Source organism: Humibacter sp., from assembly GCF_035547335.1.
Classification (GTDB): domain Bacteria; phylum Actinomycetota; class Actinomycetes; order Actinomycetales; family Microbacteriaceae; genus Humibacter.
In genome coordinates this window covers 18,274-34,800 of record NZ_DASZVF010000067.1, presented here as the reverse complement: position 1 = coordinate 34,800, position 16,527 = coordinate 18,274, and the positions used below count along the sequence as shown (strand labels likewise).

Annotated in this window: 17 protein-coding genes and 1 riboswitch; of the genes, 6 read left to right on the top strand and 11 right to left on the bottom strand. The window is 69.1% G+C overall.

Features of this window, described 5'->3' with window-relative positions; genetic code table 11:
- Positions 1-27: 27 nt before the first annotated feature.
- The 3 genes from VHB92_RS14085 to VHB92_RS14075 form a co-directional block, all read right to left on the bottom strand.
- Positions 28-585, bottom strand: coding sequence for a hypothetical protein (locus tag VHB92_RS14085; protein WP_325454399.1), 558 nt, complete (start codon positions 583-585; stop codon positions 28-30).
- 1 nt (position 586) lies between these two features.
- On the bottom strand, positions 587-1,558 hold the full coding sequence (locus VHB92_RS14080) for an aldose 1-epimerase family protein (RefSeq protein WP_325454398.1): 972 nt from the start codon (positions 1,556-1,558) through the stop codon (positions 587-589).
- Between the two features lie 100 nt (positions 1,559-1,658).
- On the bottom strand, positions 1,659-2,489 hold the full coding sequence (locus tag VHB92_RS14075; RefSeq protein ID WP_325454397.1) for a DeoR/GlpR family DNA-binding transcription regulator: 831 nt from the start codon (positions 2,487-2,489) through the stop codon (positions 1,659-1,661).
- Between the two features lie 66 nt (positions 2,490-2,555).
- Between VHB92_RS14075 and galT the strand changes: the two genes are divergently transcribed.
- The 5 genes from galT to VHB92_RS14050 all read left to right on the top strand — a co-directional run bounded on the left by galT (position 2,556) and on the right by VHB92_RS14050 (position 7,678).
- Positions 2,556-3,668: a galactose-1-phosphate uridylyltransferase gene (gene galT / locus VHB92_RS14070; protein WP_325454483.1), complete on the top strand. Its 1,113-nt coding sequence runs from the start codon at positions 2,556-2,558 to the stop codon at positions 3,666-3,668.
- The gene (gene galK / locus VHB92_RS14065) at positions 3,665-4,825 is read left to right on the top strand and encodes a galactokinase (protein ID WP_325454396.1); all 1,161 of its coding nucleotides are present in this window, start codon (positions 3,665-3,667) and stop codon (positions 4,823-4,825) included. The genes galT and galK overlap by 4 nt, the downstream gene beginning before the upstream one ends.
- A 269-nt stretch (positions 4,826-5,094) precedes the next feature.
- A complete protein-coding gene (locus VHB92_RS14060) occupies positions 5,095-5,634 on the top strand; it encodes a gamma carbonic anhydrase family protein (RefSeq protein WP_325454395.1) in 540 nt (179 codons plus the stop codon).
- Between the two features lie 168 nt (positions 5,635-5,802).
- Positions 5,803-6,816, top strand: coding sequence for an NAD(P)-dependent alcohol dehydrogenase (locus tag VHB92_RS14055; RefSeq protein WP_325454394.1), 1,014 nt, complete (start codon positions 5,803-5,805; stop codon positions 6,814-6,816).
- Positions 6,809-7,678, top strand: a complete 870-nt coding sequence (locus VHB92_RS14050; protein WP_325454393.1) for an aminoglycoside phosphotransferase family protein — start codon at positions 6,809-6,811, stop codon at positions 7,676-7,678. Before VHB92_RS14055 ends, VHB92_RS14050 begins: the two co-directional genes overlap by 8 nt.
- Positions 7,679-7,685: 7 nt before the next feature.
- Here the strand turns inward: VHB92_RS14050 and VHB92_RS14045 are convergent, their stop codons facing one another.
- From VHB92_RS14045 to VHB92_RS14035, 3 genes are all read right to left on the bottom strand, one after another.
- Positions 7,686-8,168, bottom strand: coding sequence for a YbaK/EbsC family protein (locus tag VHB92_RS14045; RefSeq protein ID WP_325454392.1), 483 nt, complete (start codon positions 8,166-8,168; stop codon positions 7,686-7,688).
- A gap of 80 nt (positions 8,169-8,248) precedes the next feature.
- On the bottom strand, positions 8,249-8,794 hold the full coding sequence (locus tag VHB92_RS14040; RefSeq protein ID WP_325454391.1) for a cysteine hydrolase: 546 nt from the start codon (positions 8,792-8,794) through the stop codon (positions 8,249-8,251).
- Entirely contained in the window at positions 8,791-10,302 is a 1,512-nt protein-coding gene (locus VHB92_RS14035) for a purine-cytosine permease family protein (protein WP_325454390.1), read from the bottom strand. Before VHB92_RS14035 ends, VHB92_RS14040 begins: the two co-directional genes overlap by 4 nt.
- An 82-nt stretch (positions 10,303-10,384) precedes the next feature.
- Here VHB92_RS14035 and VHB92_RS14030 point away from each other — a divergent pair, with 82 nt between their 5' ends.
- Entirely contained in the window at positions 10,385-10,789 is a 405-nt protein-coding gene (locus tag VHB92_RS14030) for a VOC family protein (protein WP_325454389.1), read from the top strand.
- A 39-nt stretch (positions 10,790-10,828) separates the two neighbouring features.
- Here the strand turns inward: VHB92_RS14030 and VHB92_RS14025 are convergent, their stop codons facing one another.
- The 5 genes from VHB92_RS14025 to tdh form a co-directional block, all read right to left on the bottom strand.
- Positions 10,829-11,392, bottom strand: coding sequence for a DUF6790 family protein (locus VHB92_RS14025; protein ID WP_325454388.1), 564 nt, complete (start codon positions 11,390-11,392; stop codon positions 10,829-10,831).
- A gap of 196 nt (positions 11,393-11,588) precedes the next feature.
- Complete coding sequence (locus tag VHB92_RS14020) at positions 11,589-12,473, bottom strand: bifunctional methylenetetrahydrofolate dehydrogenase/methenyltetrahydrofolate cyclohydrolase (RefSeq protein WP_325454387.1); 885 nt, start codon at positions 12,471-12,473, stop codon at positions 11,589-11,591.
- A 5-nt stretch (positions 12,474-12,478) separates the two neighbouring features.
- Positions 12,479-13,804 carry a serine hydroxymethyltransferase gene (glyA, locus tag VHB92_RS14015; RefSeq protein ID WP_325454386.1) on the bottom strand — a complete coding sequence of 442 codons (1,326 nt, stop codon included), beginning with the start codon at positions 13,802-13,804 and terminating at the stop codon, positions 12,479-12,481.
- 43 nt (positions 13,805-13,847) lie between these two features.
- Positions 13,848-13,980, bottom strand: a riboswitch (ZMP/ZTP riboswitch).
- A 167-nt stretch (positions 13,981-14,147) separates the two neighbouring features.
- Entirely contained in the window at positions 14,148-15,341 is a 1,194-nt protein-coding gene (locus tag VHB92_RS14010; protein ID WP_325454385.1) for a glycine C-acetyltransferase, read from the bottom strand.
- Entirely contained in the window at positions 15,341-16,384 is a 1,044-nt protein-coding gene (gene tdh, locus VHB92_RS14005) for an L-threonine 3-dehydrogenase (protein ID WP_325454384.1), read from the bottom strand. The genes VHB92_RS14010 and tdh overlap by 1 nt, the downstream gene beginning before the upstream one ends.
- Between the last annotated feature and the right edge of the window lie 143 nt (positions 16,385-16,527).

Here is a 16,527-nt window from a genome sequence, read left to right as displayed (position 1 = left end):
CTGGGTGCTCCGGCCGGATGCCGCCCGTCAGACCCGCCCCACACGGTCGGGAATGACCGATGCGAGTCCACGCAACCAGGTCGCCTGATCCTCAGGCCACCATCCGCCTGAGGGAAGCGCTCCGAGCACGTGCGCTATTCCTGAGGCCGTCGCCGGGGCGGGAACGACCCGGCTGGGAGCCGCGGCGGAGACCGCGCCCAGCCACCAGTGACGCTCCGTCACCGGCAGCGATTCCGGCTCGACCACGACGAAGTAGTCGGGGAGCGCCGCCGCCCCACGTCGAAGCCGGCCGAGGAGCGCTTCGACTGCTACCTCCAGCGTGCCGACGGGCGCGCTCTCGTCGAAGTACGAGATCCAGGCCCGTCCGACATCGTGCAGCGGGTCCACGTCGTGCACGGCGTACGGGCCGTGCACCGACCCGGCGAACGAGTGGGCGCGCGCCTCCTGCTCCGTCTCGTCCACGCCATCCTGCTCTGCCTGCCGCAGACGGATGGCGCGCACGTTCGGCAGCGAGTCGAGTTCGCCGAACACCTCGGCGGGAACACGCCCGACGAGCACGACCTCGGTGCTGGAGGGTCTGGCCATATCAGGCCCGCGCCGCGCCCTGAACGCCGTGCGCCCCGAGCAGCGGAGCAATGCCCCAGCGCGCCTTCATCGTCTCCCCCGCGCCCAGCCAGCGCAGTCCCTGCCCGGAGTTCAGCGCGTTCGCGGGAGCCGTCATGGGCTCGATCGCCACCGCGACCTGCCCCTGGGGCAGCGTGGCGAACGAGCGGTGCGTGAAGGCCTGCACGAAGCCGAACGAGTCGTCGGCCCAGAGCGTGACGCTGCGGCCGTCCGGTGCGGTCAGCGAATGCTCCGCCCTGCCCGACTCGTGCTGCACGCCGCCGAAGCCGTCGTCGAGCCGCAGGTCAGCCACGCGGCGCCCCTCTCGCAGGTCGTACTCCGTGCCGTCGACCGGATGCTCGTCGACCACATTCATGCGCTCGTCCACCTCGAAATGCGTCGCCGCATCCAGCTTCAGCACGAGGTCGGCCGTCTCCACGCCACCGATCTTGAGGTAGGGATGCGCGCCGATCGCGACCGGAGCGTCGCTCTGCCCTGCGTTCACGATGGTGTGCTCGACGGTGAGACCGTCGGCGCTCAGGCTGTACCGCACCGTCGTGTCGAGCAGGAACGGATACCCGAGCTGCGGGTAGACCGTCGCGCCCAGCGTGATGGATTCCCTGCCGCGCAGAACGGGCAGGTACGGCGAGTAGCGCAACAGCCCGTGGATGGCGTTACCGCGCGCCGGCTCCGTGACGGCGAGCTTCTGCTCTGAGACCGACCCGGACTCGTCGCGCAGCCACCAGGTGGCATCCTTCACGCGGTTCGGCCAGGGGACGAGCACGATCCCGCAACCGGACGGCGGGGTCGAGGCCTCGTCGAACGGTTCAGTGACGTCGATGCCGCCGACGGAGTAGGAGCGGATGCCGGCAGCCAACTGCGTGATGACCGCCTTCGCCTGCCCGTCGGGCGTGTCGCACGTGAGTTCGTACTGATCCCCGGTTGGTGCGCGCATGACCCAAGCCTAGATGCGGCGGCGCCGCCCGCGGAGGAGCACGGTGCCGCCCACGGAGGAGTACGGAGCCGCCCGCGAAGGAGCAAAGAACGGACTGCGCCTACTCGTCGACGACCAGCACGCGGGAATGGGCAGCACGCAACGCGCGAAGCGCCTCGCCGTCGGCCGAGGCGCCGAGGTAGACGGCCGCGAAGTCGGACAGCTCGCCGATGCGGCCGAGGTGCACCCGGCCGGTCTTCGACCCGTCGGCCAGCACGACGGCCCGTGCCGATGCCTGCACCATCTCGCGCTTCAGCTCCGCCTCGGGAAGGTTGATGTTCGTGATGCCGGCGTGCGCATCCACGCCGTTGCATCCGATGAAGGCGAGGTCGGCGTGCACGTGCGTGAACATGAGCGACGCGAGCGGCGCGACGAGCGAGTGCTGCAGCGGGCGCAGGGTGCCTCCCGTGACGATCACCTGGACGCGCGGGATCGCGTTCTCCAGCTCGAGCGCGATGGTCAGGCCGTTCGTGATCACGGTGACGTCGTACAGGTCCTCACGGCACACGAGTTCGCGGGCCAGCGCCATGCACGTGCTCCCCACGTCGACGATGACGCTCATGCCCGGCTCCACGAGTGCGACGGCGGCGCGGGCGATGGACCGCTTCTCGTCGGCGGAGCTCTGCAGCGCCTCCTCGAACGACAGCTCGTGCAGCGGACCGGTCACCCTGGGCATGGCGCCGCCGTGCACGCGACGGATGCCCTGCGTGCCCTCCAGCACCGCGAGATCGCCGCGCACCGTGACGTCGGAGACCCCGAACGTGTCGCTCAGCTCGCCGACCCGCACGAATCCCCGCTCGCCGATCAGGGCGAGCATGCGCTGCCTCCTGATGGTCGCCGGTGCACCGGCATCGGGAACCGAACCGGCGGTCGGGGCTGGGACATCGGCCACGCGGCAAACTTACGTTTGCTTGTGTTTGGTTGTCAATCCGTAAGGTAGGGTTTGGACGTGGGCACCATCACGAAGCGCGAGCACCGCCTCGCGGACGGGCGTGAGCTCATCTACTTCGACGACGCGGACAGCTCGCTTCCGCCGGATCGAGCGCCCGACCTGCGCATCCTCGACCATCGACCCGAGACGGCGCGCATGCGTCAGGATCCGCTCACCGGAGACTGGATCTCGATCGCCGCAGCACGTCAGAACCGGGTGGTGCTGCCGCCTGCCGCGCTCGATCCGCTCGCTCCGCAGTCGCCAGGCAACCCGTCGGAGATCCCGAGCGACTACGACGTCGCGGTCTTCGAGAACCGCTCCCCCTCGTTCGGCCCGGCACTGGACGGCCCGGATGCTCCGCGCGGGCTCGACGACCTCGCCGAGATCGGGATCGGACGCATGCGCACCTCCGTCGGACGCTGCGAGGTGGTGTGCTTCAGCCCGCAGCATTCCGGAGCGTTCGGCAGCATCTCCGCGTCGAGGGCGCGCACGGTGATCGAGGCCTGGGCCGACCGCACGGCCGCGTTGTCGGCGCTGCCCGGCATCCAGGAGGTGTTCCCGTTCGAGAACCGCGGCGAGGCGATCGGCGTGACGCTCGGGCATCCGCACGGGCAGATCTACGCGTATCCGTACATCACGCCGCGCACGCAGCGGCTGCTGGCGTCCGTCGAGGCGTACGGGCCGACGCTGTTCGACGACATCCTGGAGTTCGAGCGCGCCAGCGAGCGGATGCTCATCACCGGCGCGCACTGGAGCGCCTATGTGCCCTTCGCGGCGAGGTGGCCGCTCGAGGTGCACCTCGTGCCGCACAGGCAGGTGCCCGACTTCGCCGCGACGATCGACGACGAGCGGGACGAGCTCGCCAGGCTGTACCTACGGCTGCTGCGTGGCGTCGACCGGCTCTACGACACCCCGACCCCGTACATCGCGGCCTGGCATCAGGCGCCCGTGAACGTGCATCGTGACGACGTGCGGCTGCACCTGCAGCTCACCTCACCGCGACGGGCCGCCGACAAGCTCAAGTTCTTGGCGGGCAGCGAAGCGGCCATGGGAGCATGGATCGGCGATGTGCCGCCGGAGAAGCAGGCAGGCGAGCTGCGCGAGGGGATCGCGCTGGCCGAGAAGGAGAACCCCGTATGACCGACCTCGCCTCCACGGCACGCGCCCGCTTCGCCGAGCTGTTCGGGCATGCGCCGCAGGGCGTGTGGTCGGCCCCTGGCCGGGTGAACCTCATCGGCGAGCACACCGACTACAACGACGGCTTCGTGTTCCCGTTCGCGATCGACCGGCGAACCGTCGGAGCTCTCGCGCTGCGTGATGACCGCGTCGTGCGTGTCGCGTCGTCGTTCGCGGACCGCGTCGTGGAGACGTCGCTGTCCGAGCTCGGGCCGGGAGCGCCGCGCGGCTGGCAGAACTATCCGCTCGGCGTCGCGTGGGCGCTGGGGCAGCTGGGCGCCGACCTGAACACCGTGCCCGGCTTCGATCTGTACCTCGACTCGTCCGTTCCGATCGGCGCAGGCCTTTCTTCCTCGGCTGCCATCGAGTCCGCCGTGGCGGTCGCGCTGAACGACGTGTGGCGGCTCGACCTCGACCGCAAGGCGCTCGTCAAGGCCGGCCACATCGCCGAAAACGAGGTCGTCGGCGCGCCGACGGGCATCCTCGACCAGTCCGCCTCGCTGCTCGGCCGCACCGACAGCGGCATCTTCATCGACTGCCGCAGCTTCGAGACCGACGTCATCCCACTCGGATTCGACGACGCAGGACTCGAGGTGCTCGTGATGGACACGAAGGTGGAGCACGAGCACGCAGCCGGCGGCTACGCGGCGCGGCGGGCGTCCTGCGAGGCGGGAGCACGAGCGCTGGGCGTTTCCTCGCTGCGGGATGTGACGATCGCCGATCTGCCGCGAGCGCGCGACATCCTCGACGGCGAGACGTTCCGCCGGGTGCGGCACGTGGTGACCGAGAACCAGCGCGTGCTCGACACCGTGCGCACGTTGCGCGAGCAGGGTCCGCGAGCCATCGGCGACCTGATGGATGCCTCGCACCGCTCCCTGCGCGACGACTTCGAGGTGTCCGTTCCGCAGCTCGACCTGGCCGTGGAGATCTCGCAGAACTACGGCGCCATCGGCGCGCGGATGACCGGCGGCGGCTTCGGCGGATCGGCCATCGCGCTCGTGCCGCACGAGCTGGTGTCGCAGGTGGAGGCTTCCGTCGACGCCGCGTTCGCCGAGCACGGCTACGCGCAGCCGGACCTCTTCGCCGTCGTGCCGTCCGCCGGCGCCTACCGGGACGAGTGACGTCGCACCCTGACTACCCGCTCCCCCCACCCAGCTCCACGGCCTCCCGGCCTGCCCCCGTCCCCGCCTCCGATTCCGTGAAAACAGGCAGGAATGCGGTTACCTCGCGGGAACAGGCTGAATCGGCCTGTTCCGGATAGATCTGCCTGTACTGGCGACTGGGGCTGCGCCGTTTTGGGTAGACCCGCCTGTGCTGGCGACTGGGGCCGGTACCCGTACTGGTGTCTGAGACGGTGCTGAGGCCCGCCGCGGGGTGGCAGGCTGAGGGTATGACCGCACACCAGGATGCCCGCGTCACCGCACTCCCCGATCGCCCGTCGCCCGAGGTGGCCGAGTCCGCGTGGGCGGCGCCCGGGTCGCACCTGATCGGAGCCGTCACGCTGGCCGAGCGGGCGAGCGTCTGGTACAACGCCGTGCTGCGCGCCGACAACGAACCGATCGTGATCGGCGAGCGCTCGAACATCCAGGACAACTGCTCCTGCCACGTCGACACCGGCTTTCCGCTCACGGTCGGCTCCGGAGTCTCCGTCGGCCACAACGCCGTGCTGCACGGCTGCACCGTCGAGGACGACGTGCTCATCGGCATGCATGCCACGGTGATGAACGGTGCCGTCATCGGCACGGGATCCCTCGTCGCGGCCGGGGCTCTGGTGACGGCGGGAACCGTCGTGCCGCCCCGATCGCTCGTCGCCGGCGTGCCCGCGAAGGTGCGACGCGAGTTGAGCGACGAGGAGGTGGCGGGCATCCGCCACAACGCCGAGGTCTACCTCGAGCACCTCGAGCTGCACCGCGTGGGCGTGCGCAACTGACGTGCGCGACCTGCAGGATGCGTGACAGCAGGGCATCCTGACGGCACCGGTCGGTCGCAGCACCGGTCCGACCGAGTACCACTCGTGCCACGACCGGATCGGCACCGAACGGCTCCGGGACCGATCCGATTCACCACCGATCCGCACACGATCAGAAGGAGATCAGCGATGACGAATCTCGCCGCGGTCATGACAGGACTGGAGCAGATCGAGCTCCGGGATCGCGAAGAGCCGCACGCCGGGCCGGGAGAGGCGGTCGTCGCCATCCGAGCCGTCGGCGTCTGCGGTTCCGACGTGGCCTACTACCGCTACGGCCGGATCGGGCCGTACATCGTGGACGGCGACATCGTGCTCGGACACGAGGCGTCGGGAGAGGTGGTCTCGGTGGGCGAAGGCGTCACGAACGTGGCGCCAGGCGACCGCGTCGCCATCGAGCCGAGCGTGCCGGACTGGACGTGCGAGCAGTGCAGGGCCGGCCGTTATCACCTGTGCCCGAACCTGCGCTTCCTGGCCACGCCGCCCGTCGACGGCGCTCTCGTGCAGCGTCTGGCGATCGACGCCCGCACCCTGTTCGTCATGCCCGACACGATGTCGTTCGAGGAGGGCGCGCTCGTCGAACCCCTCTCGGTGGGGCTGTGGGGATGCCAGCGCGCCGGACTGCGACCCGGAGACGACGTGCTCGTCACCGGCGCGGGGCCGGTCGGCCTTCTCGCGGCGGAGGCGGCACGCGCACTCGGTGCTCGCACGGTGACCGTGACGGATGTGTCCGAGCCTCGACTCGCCCTCGCTGCGCGGCACGGCTTCGACGTCGAGCTCAGCGGCTCCGAGTCCCGCTCGTCACGCGCATTCGACGTGCTGCTCGAGTGCTCGGGGGCACCCGGCGTGCTCGCCGACGGCCTGTCGCGCCTCGGACCTGCCGGGCGGGCTGCGGTCATCGGGATCGCAAAGCAGAACGTGGAGTTGCCGCTGCACACCCTGAACTGGAACGAGATCACCATCTCGATGGTCAGCCGCTACCAGAACACGTGGCCGCTGGGCATCGCGCTGATCTCCTCCGGCCGGGTCGACCTCACGGGCGTGCACACGCACAGCTTCTCGCTGGCGCAGACGGCCGAAGCGCTGGGCATCGGCGCCGCGGATCCGTCGGCCGTGAAGGCGATCATCTACCCGCAGGATGCCTGAACAGCAGGACGCGCGGCCGCAGCTGACGCGGCGGCATCGCCTGCTGCTCACCAGCTGGCTGGGCGACTGGTCGGTGCTCGCCGACTACTCCTGGCCGTTGCAGGACACGGCCGTGCTGCACATCGTGTCGGACTCCGGCGAGCACATCGTGAAGGCCAGCGAGTCCAGCCATCACATCCAGCGCGAGATCAACGCTCACCGCACTGTGCTGAGCACCCTTGACGAGGTGCCTGTGCCGCGACTTCAGTTCGCCGACGCGGATGCCGGCGTCCTGGTGACGGAGTATCTGCCTGGGCGCCTTCTGCTCGGGGCGCCGGAGCAGGATCATGCGGATGCTTTCGAGCAGGCCGGCCGCATCCTTGCGCGCCTGCAGGTGCCAGGGTCGCTCTCAGCCGAGTACATGGACGACGTCGCCGCGCAGGCCATCGAGCTCGTGCAGCGGGCCGAAGAGATTCTCGACGAACGGTCGCGTCGGATGCTGCAGGAAAGGGTCGCGGCGGTGCCGCGGCATCCCGTCAGGCTCCACTTCACGCACGGCGACTATCAGCCGCGCAACTGGCTGGTACACGAAGGACGGATCGCCGTCATCGATTTCGGTCGAGGAGCGCAGCGCTCCTGGGTGAGCGACCTGGTGCGTCTGCGCAGCAAGGACTTCCACGGCCGGCCGGAGCTCGAAGCCGCGTTCATGCGTGGGATGGGCCGCGAGCTGGATGCCTCGGACGCGGCCGTGCTCGAGCTGGAGACGATGCGTGAGGCGATCGGCACCGTCGTGTGGTCGCACGGCATCGGGGACCGCGACTTCGAACAGCACGGACGGGCGATGATCCGGCGATTGCTCGACGGCGACGCCGTCTCCGCTTAGTGCAGCGCTACCCGCGCTCGACGTCGATCTCGGTTCCGCCGGTGAGCTCGACGAGCTGGTCGTACGTGAGCGGGAACACCGTGTGCGGGTGGCCCGCCGCCGCCCAGATCTGCGGATATGCCCGCAGCGCGGCGTCGACCCAGGTGCGCAAGCGCGCGGGATGCCCGGTGGGAGCCACTCCCCCGATGACCTGTCCCGTCGCCTCGCGCACGGTGTCCGCGGATGCCCGCTTGAGCGTTCCGCCGAGCGCCTCGCCCAGGTAGGCGGTGTCGACCCGGTGCCCACCCGAGGTCATCACGAGCACGGGCTCTCCGTCGAGCGTGAACACGAGCGAGTTCGCGATGGCGCCGACCTCGACGCCCAGGGCCGCCGCCGCGGCGGCCGCCGTCGGGGTCGCCTCATCGAGCCAGCGGACCTCGCCCTGGATGCCGTGCGCGCGCAGCTCGCGCTCGACGGCCCGAACGGCGGAATGCGATGTGTCGATGCTCATCGGTCCAGGGTAGCGAGCACACTTGCCGGCTCCGGCAGCGAGTACTCCCGCCGGCTCACGCAGCGGGCAGTCCCGTCGCCTCAGGCGAGGGAGGCGAGCACGGCATCCACGTCCGTCACGTCGATCAGCGGCGCGTAGAGGGCCATGGCGTCCAGCGCGCGGCGATGGTCGGCGTCGGTGGCGCCCGCGCAGGCATCCGCTGCGACGCGCACGTGCACGCCGGCATCCGCAGCAGGCAGCGCGGTGGAGAGCACGCAGCAGTCCGTCGAGACACCGGTCAGCACGAGCTCACGACTGCCGCCCGTTGCGGCGTCGAGAGCGGCGCCCCACTTGCCGAACGTGCTCTGCGCGATGAGCGCGTGATCGGATGCCGGTTCGTCGACCAGCCGGTAGAGCCGGTCGTCGTCGGGCACCAGCGCCCACGGCCACACGTCGTAGTACACCGCCCATGCTCCCTTCGGATGCTCCGGTGCCACGAACCGCGTGTGCACGACCCGGTGACCGAAAGCGGGAAGCAGCCGGCGGATGCCCGCCCTCGCCTCCTCGAAACGCGGCGTGAACCAGCCGCTGGCGGCATCCGCGAACACGTGCTGCATGTCGATGACGACGAGCCATGGATCGCTCATCGCTCGGCCTGCGCAGCCGTCGCATCCTGCGCGCTGTCGTCGAGCGCCTCCTGACGGCGCACCCGGCCCCGGCCGAAGATCACGACGCCCAGGTACCCGATCACGAGGGCGGCGAGCACGCCCAGGTTGGCACCGCCCCAGATGCCCTTCACACCGCCGAGTCCGAACGGCCCGAGGAGGTAGCCCTGCCAGTTCAGCCAGTCGAGACCGTACGGGTTGACGACGAGGCCCCATCCGATGCCCGTGCCGATCACGAGCAGGGCGATGGCGAGCCAGTTCCAGCTGCCGTACCGTCCTCGTGCGTCGAACAGGTCGCGGTCGGAGTAGTCGCGCCTGCGCAGTGTGAGGTCGGCCAGGAACACACCGCACCACGCTGCGATGGGCACGCCGAGCGTGATGAGGAAGCCCTGGAACGGTCCGATGAAGTCCGCAGCGAAGAACACGATGTAGACGGCTCCGGCGATCATGATGATGCCGTCGACGAGGGCGGCGACCGGACGCGGGATGTTCACCCCGGCGCTGAGCAGCGCGATCCCGGATGAATAGATGTCCAGCACGGCACCGCCGATGAGGCCGAGCACGGCGACGATGAAGAACGGCACCAGGAACCACGCGGGCAGGATCGTGGTGAGCGCTCCGATCGGGTCGGCGCCTATGGCTCCCGACAGCTTCTGCGACGAGCCGGCCAGCATGAGACCGAAGACGAGCAGGATGACCGGTGCCAGCGAAGCGCCGAACGTGGTCCACCCCACGACGCCTCCCGACGAGGAGGAGCGCGGCAGGTAGCGCGAATAGTCCGCTGCCGCTTGCACCCAGCCGAGCCCGAACCCGGTCATCATGAACACGAACCCGCCGATGAGCTTCGGCAGGTCGCCCGATGGCAGTTCGGCCAGCTTGGTGAAGTCGATCTGTCCTGCCACCAGGACGATGTAGACGATCGTGAGAACGGCGGTCGCGATGGTGATGATCACCTGCAGCCGCATGATCACGTGGAAGCCGAACACGCCGCCGCCGATGACGAGCACGACGACGATCACGAGCGTGACGATCCGGGTGACGACACCACCCGCACCGCCCAGCTCTTTGAAGACAGTCGTGGTGGCCAGTACGGCGAGGGCGACGAGCACCGTCTCCCAGCCGACCGTGAGCAGCCAGGAGATGACGGATGGCACGGTGTTGCCGCGCACGCCGAACGCGGCCCTGCTGAGCGTGAGGGTGGGGGCCGATCCGCGTTTGCCCGCCAGCGAGATGAATCCGCAGAACAGGAACGAGACGATGATGCCCAGGATGCCCACGATCGTCGCCTGCCAGAACGAGATGCCGAATCCGAGCAGGAACGATCCGTAGCTGACGCCGAGCACGGAGACGTTGGCGGCGAACCACGGCCAGAACAGGCCGCTCGGCCGCCCGCGCCGCTCGGACTCGTCGATCGAGTTCAGGGCGTTGAGCTCGATCGTCATGGCGTTCGGTCGAGGCGCTTCGGCTCGATCGTCGTGCACGGTGGTCATGGCCTGGAATGTAGCGCAGGCACGCCGTCGGCGGTAGCGTCCGCGGCGACCGGGTGTCACTGGCTCACGGCACGATCGAGCCATGGAGATACAGCTCGCGATGGTCGTGCTCGAGGTTCGGGATCTAGACGCCTCGATCGCGTTCTACCGTCGCCTCGGCCTCGACATCCCTCAACCGCCTTCCGAGCGCCCCGTCGTCATCCATCGGATGCCCAGCGGCGTGAGCCTGCTGCTCACGACGAACTTCGCGGCCGCCTACGATCCGGGCTTCCGGCGGCCGGAGGGCGGCTACCAGCAGCTCCTCGAGTTCTACGTCGGTGAGGACGCCGCCGTCGACCGCATGTGGGATCAGCTCACGGGCGCCGGCTATCACGGACGCATGCCGCCGACGAAGACCGCAGGGCCGTACGCCGCGATGGTGGACGACCCGGACGGCAACGTCATCCTGCTCACGTCCGATGAGGCAGCGATCCCCGCCGCAGCGTGATCAGCGCTCCGTGTGATCAGCGGTCAGCGATCAGCGTGATCAGCTGGCTGCTTCGGACCAGGCCACGGCATCCCGCTCCGGAACGGCGTCGCTGCGCCGCACGGCAGCGCCGTGCCACCACAGCAGCGCGAACCCGATGAACGGCAGCAGGATGTCGGTGTACAGGATCGACCCCGCGTTGCCGGCGGCCAGGTTGCCCGTGGTCGCGATCTGGTAGATGTGGCCGGCGGCGTCTCCCCAGAGGAACACGGCGGGGCCGACGAGAGCCAGGAACTTCACCAGCAGGCTGCGCTTTCGCGAGAAGGCGATGAATCCGACGACGGCGAAGCCCAGGCTCGCGAACGCGACCTCGAGCTGGAAGGGGCTCTGCGCCCAGCCGATCACCTTCGCGGTGAACGCCCCGAAGACGCTGTGCATGACGAAGTTGTAGGCGTAGCTGACCCCGACGGACAGCAGCAGGAACTGGTTCAGGAACGCGCCGCTGACGAAGCCCGGCTCGTGCCTGTGCCGCGACGACAACGAGATGATCGCCGCCGTGATCAGTCCGACGATGAACAGCGTCACGGTCATATTGCTCAGAATGAGCGTGATCGCCACGGTCATGAACTCTTGCACGATGGCCCCCCGAAGCCGCAGCCCCCGAGTGCTGCCGTACCGAGGCACAGCGTAATCGCGTCGAAATGGCGGGAAACACCCCCAACATGGGGAGTGTGCCATGGGCACCGACGCGGCGAGACGGCCGGAAAGGCCGTCGGCTCAGTGCCCACGGTTCAGTGCCCGCCGACCAGCGCTCGTCGGCTCAGTACTCGAGGGAGCGCTCCGCGGCCTCCACCACGTTCGTCATGAGCAACGCCACCGTCATGGGTCCCACACCGCCCGGGTTGGGCGAGAGCCAGCCGGCGACATCCTCCACGCCGGGGTCCACGTCGCCGTACACCTTCGACTTGCCCGTGTCGCGGTCGTCCTCCCGGGTGACCCCGACGTCCAGAACCGCCGCCCCTGGCCGCACGTCCTCGGGCCGTACCAGGTGCTTCACGCCGGCCGCGGCCACGATGACGTCGGCCTGCCGCAGGTAGAACGGCAGGTCACGCGTTCCGGTGTGCGTCAGCGTCACCGTCGCGTTGATCGCGCGACGCGTCAGGAGCAACCCGATCGAACGGCCGATCGTGACGCCCCGCCCGACCACCACGACATGCTTGCCCTTCAGGTCGTAGTCGTTGCGCAGCAGCAGCTCGATCACGGCACGCGGCGTGCACGGCAGCGGCGTCGAGATCGGGCCGTTCACGTTGAGCACGAGCCGGCCGAGGTTGGTCGGATGCAGTCCGTCGGCATCCTTCGCCGGGTCGATGCGCTCCAGAATCGCGTCCGTGTCCAGGTGCTTCGGCAACGGCAGCTGCACGATGTACCCGTGGCAGGCGGGGTCGGCGTTCAGGCGGTCGATCGCCTCCTCGACGTCGTGCTGTGTCGCATCCGCCGGGAGCTCGACCTGGATCGAGTTCATGCCGATGGCCTCGGACTGCCTGTGCTTCATGCCCACGTAGAGTTGGGAAGCCGGATCGGCACCGACCAGCACGGTGCCGATGCCGGGAACGATGCCGCGTTCCTTCAGCGCCGCGACGCGTTCGGACAGTTCCTGCTTGATCTGTGCTGCCGTCGCCTTGCCGTCGAGTCGAATGGCCGTCATCGCCCTCAGCCCTCGATCGAGGAGGCGAGCTCGACCTGCTCGACCGGGAAGCCGGACGGACCGAGCCCCGGGTAGAGCGGGAAGGCATCCGTCAGAGCGCGCACTCGCTGGTGCAGGGCGGGGATGTCGGCATCCTGCTTGAGCGCCAGCGCGATGACGTCGGCGACCTCGGTGAACTCGGCGTCTCCGAAGCCCCGGGTGGCGAGAGCCGGCGTGCCGATGCGCAGGCCGGAGGTGACCATCGGCGGACGCGGGTCGAACGGCACGGCGTTCTTGTTCACCGTGATGCCGACCTCGTGCAGGCGGTCCTCCGCCTCCTTGCCGGTGAACTGCGACGTGCGCAGGTCGACGAGCACGAGGTGCACGTCGGTGCCGCCGGTGAGCACGTCGACGCCTTCCGCCTTCGCATCGGAGGCGGTCAGCCGGTCGGCCAGGATCTGCGCGCCGCGCACCGTGCGCTCCTGGCGGTCGCGGAACTCGTCGGTGCCGGCGAGCTTGAAGGCCGTCGCCTTGGCGGCGATCACGTGCATCAGCGGCCCGCCCTGCTGGCCGGGGAACACGTTGGAGTTGAGTTTCTTGGCGATGTCGGCGTCGTTGCTGAGGATGAACCCCGAGCGCGGACCGCCGATGGTCTTGTGCACCGTCGAGCTGGTCACGTGCGCGTACGGCACCGGGGACGGGTGGATGCCTGCTGCGACCAGGCCGGCGAAGTGCGCCATGTCGACCCAGAGCGTCGCGCCCACCTCGTCGGCGATCGCGCGGAACGCCGCGAAGTCGAGGTGACGCGGGTAGGCGGACCAGCCGGCGATGATCACCTTCGGCTTGCTCTCGAGCGCCTTCTGCCGCACCACGTCCATGTCGACGCGGAACGACTGCGGGTCGATCCCGTAGGACGCGACGTTGTAGAGCTTGCCGGAGAAGTTCAGCTTCATGCCGTGCGTGAGGTGGCCGCCGTGGGCCAGCTCGAGCCCGAGGATGGTGTCGCCCGGCTGCGCGATGGCGCTCAGCACGGCGGCGTTCGCGGATGCCCCGGAGTGCGGCTGCACGTTCGCGTACTGGGCGCCGAAGAGCGACTTGGCACGCTCGATCGCGAGGTTCTCCGCGATGTCGACGAACTCGCATCCGCCGTAGTACCGACGGCCGGGATAGCCCTCTGCGTACTTGTTCGTGAGCACGGAGCCCTGCGACTCGAGAACGGCGCGCGGGACGAAGTTCTCGCTCGCGATCATCTCGAGGTAGTCGCGCTGGCGGCCGAGCTCGAGGTTGAGCACCTCGGCGATCTCCGGATCGACCTCCGCCAACGGCGCGTTGAAAGTTTCGGAAACGGTCATGCCTGGCTCCTCATTCCTAGGGCGGACGTGTGCACGTCTTGTTCGCGTCGGCCCAGGCGCGCGGCCGAATCCGCCCTCGAATCTTCAGAGCTGGAGAGTCGCTCCCCGATGGTGAACCATCCGCGACGGATGCCGGATGCCCGTCACTCGCCGATACGCCAGTTGCGACGGCTCCAGCATACCCGGCCCCCACCGCTGGTTGAGCCTGTCGAAACCCGGGCCTCCGACCAGCGCCACCGAGGGTTGAGCTTGTCGAAACCCGACCCACTGCGCTGAGGCCAGGGCTCGTCGAAACGCTTGGCTGGTTTCGACAAGCTCAACCAGCGGTACCGGCGGTACCGGCTCAACCTGCGGTGGGGGCGGCCGCGCGTTCGCGCGCCGTGGTGAACGCCTCGACGCAGCGGCGGATCTGCTCCTCGGTGTGCGCGGCGGAGAGCTGCACGCGGATCCTCGCCTTGCCGACGGGCACCACGGGGTAGCTGAACGCCGTCACGTAGATGCCGCTGCGCTGCATCTCGGTGGCGATCCTGGCCGTGAGCGCCGCATCAGAGAACATGACGGGCACGATCGGATGCTCCCCTGGCAGCAGGTCGAAGCCGGCGTCGGTCATGAGCGTGCGGAACAGGTTCGCGTTCTCCACGAGCCGCACGCGGGCGTCATCCGAGTGCTCGATGAGGTCGAGAGCCGCGAGCGTTCCCGCGACGATCGACGGCGCGAGCGAGTTGGAGAACAGGTAGGGCCGCGAGCGCTGCCGCAGCAGGTCGACGATCTCGCGCCGCGCAGACACGTATCCGCCGGATGCGCCGCCGAGCGCCTTGCCGAACGTTCCGGTGCGCACGTCGATCCGGTCCTCCACGCCGCACAGCTCCGGCGTGCCGCGGCCGTGCTCGCCGATGAAGCCGACGGCGTGCGAGTCGTCGACGATGACGAGGGCGTCGTACTTCTCCGCCAGGTCGCAGATGCCCTCGAGGGGTGCGATGTAGCCGTCCATCGAGAAGACGCCGTCGGTGACGATGGCGCGGAAGCGCGCATCCTGCGCCGCTTTCAGCTGCTCCTCGAGGTCGGCGAGGTCGCGGTTGCGGTATCTCAGCCGTCGCGCCTTGCACAGCCTGATGCCGTCGATGATCGACGCGTGGTTGAGCTCGTCCGAGATGATCGCATCTTCCGCACCCAGCAGCACCTCGAAGAGACCGCCGTTCGCGTCGAAGCACGACGAGTACAGGATGGTCGACTCCGTGCCCAGGAACTCCGATACCCGGCGTTCGAGCTGAACGTGCTGCTCCTGTGTTCCGCAGATGAAGCGCACACTGGCCAGGCCGTAGCCCCACTCCTGGAGGGCGCGGGTCGCAGCCTCCACCAGTACGGGGCTGCCGGCGAGGCCCAGGTAGTTGTTGGCGCAGAAGTTCAGCACCTGAAGGCCGTCGGCCTCGATCTCGGCACTCTGAGGCCCGCGGATGCCGCGCTCGCGCTTGGTGAGTCCCTCCGCCTCGATCTCGGCCAGCTGGCCGGCGAGGTGTTCCTTGAGCTTTCCGTACATCACATCACCGTCCAGTCCAGGATGACCTTGCCACCGTGCGCGGATGCCGCCGCCTCGAATCCGCGCTCCCAGTCCGTCGCCGGCATCCGCTCCGAGATGATCGAGCCGATCGCCTCGCGCAGCACGGCGCTGGTCTGCAACATGGCGCCCATGGCGTTCCACGTCTCGAACATCTCGCGTCCGTAGATGCCCTTGAGCGTGAGCATGTGCGTGACCACGATGCCCCAGTCCACCGCGATGGCGGCGCTCGGAAGGCCGAGCATTGCGATCCTGCCGCCGTGGTTCATGTTCTCGATCATCTGGGGTAGAGCACTCGGGGCACCGCTCATCTCGAATCCCACGTCGAAGCCCTCGCGCATGCCGAGCATGTGCTGGGCCTCGCGGATGGTCTGCCTGGACACGTCGACGGCGAGGTCGGCGCCCATCCTGGTGGCCATCGCCAGCCGCTCGGGACTGATATCGGTGGCGACGATGAAGCGCGCGCCGACGTGGCGTGCGATGGCGACCGCCATGAGCCCGATCGGTCCGCAGCCGGTGACGAGCACGTCCTCCCCCACCAGTGGGAACGCCAGGGCCGTGTGCACCGCGTTGCCCAGCGGATCGAAGATCGCCCCGACATCGGGGTCGATCGACTCGTGGTGCACCCACACGTTGGTCCCAGGCAGCGTGAGGTATTCGGCGAACGCGCCGTCGCGCTGCACTCCGAGGCCCTTGGTGCGTATGCACATCTGCCGCCTGCCCGCACGGCAGTTGCGGCACATGCCGCACACGATGTGCCCCTCGCCGGAGACCATGTCGCCGACCGCGACCTCGTGTACGAGCGGGCCCACCTCGACCACCTCGCCGAAGAACTCGTGCCCTGGGATCAGCGGAGCGGCGACGGCCGACGACGCCCAATCGTCCCAGCGTCGGATGTGCAGATCCGTGCCGCAGATGCCGGTGCGCAGCACCCGGATCTTCACCTCGTCCTCGGCCGGCACGGGCTCCGGCCGGTCGACGAGCTCGAGGCCGGGGCCGGCCTCGGCCTTGTAGAGCGCCTTCACCGAGCGGTCCTCCTTCGCGCAGACATCCCTATCGGTCTATCGCAATCCTGACGTGTGTAGCGCGCGGAGGCGCTCGCACGCGGAAGGCGTGCGCCGGAATCCTGCGGGCGTCGGGCGAAGCAGTGCGGCGATCCTGCGTGCCG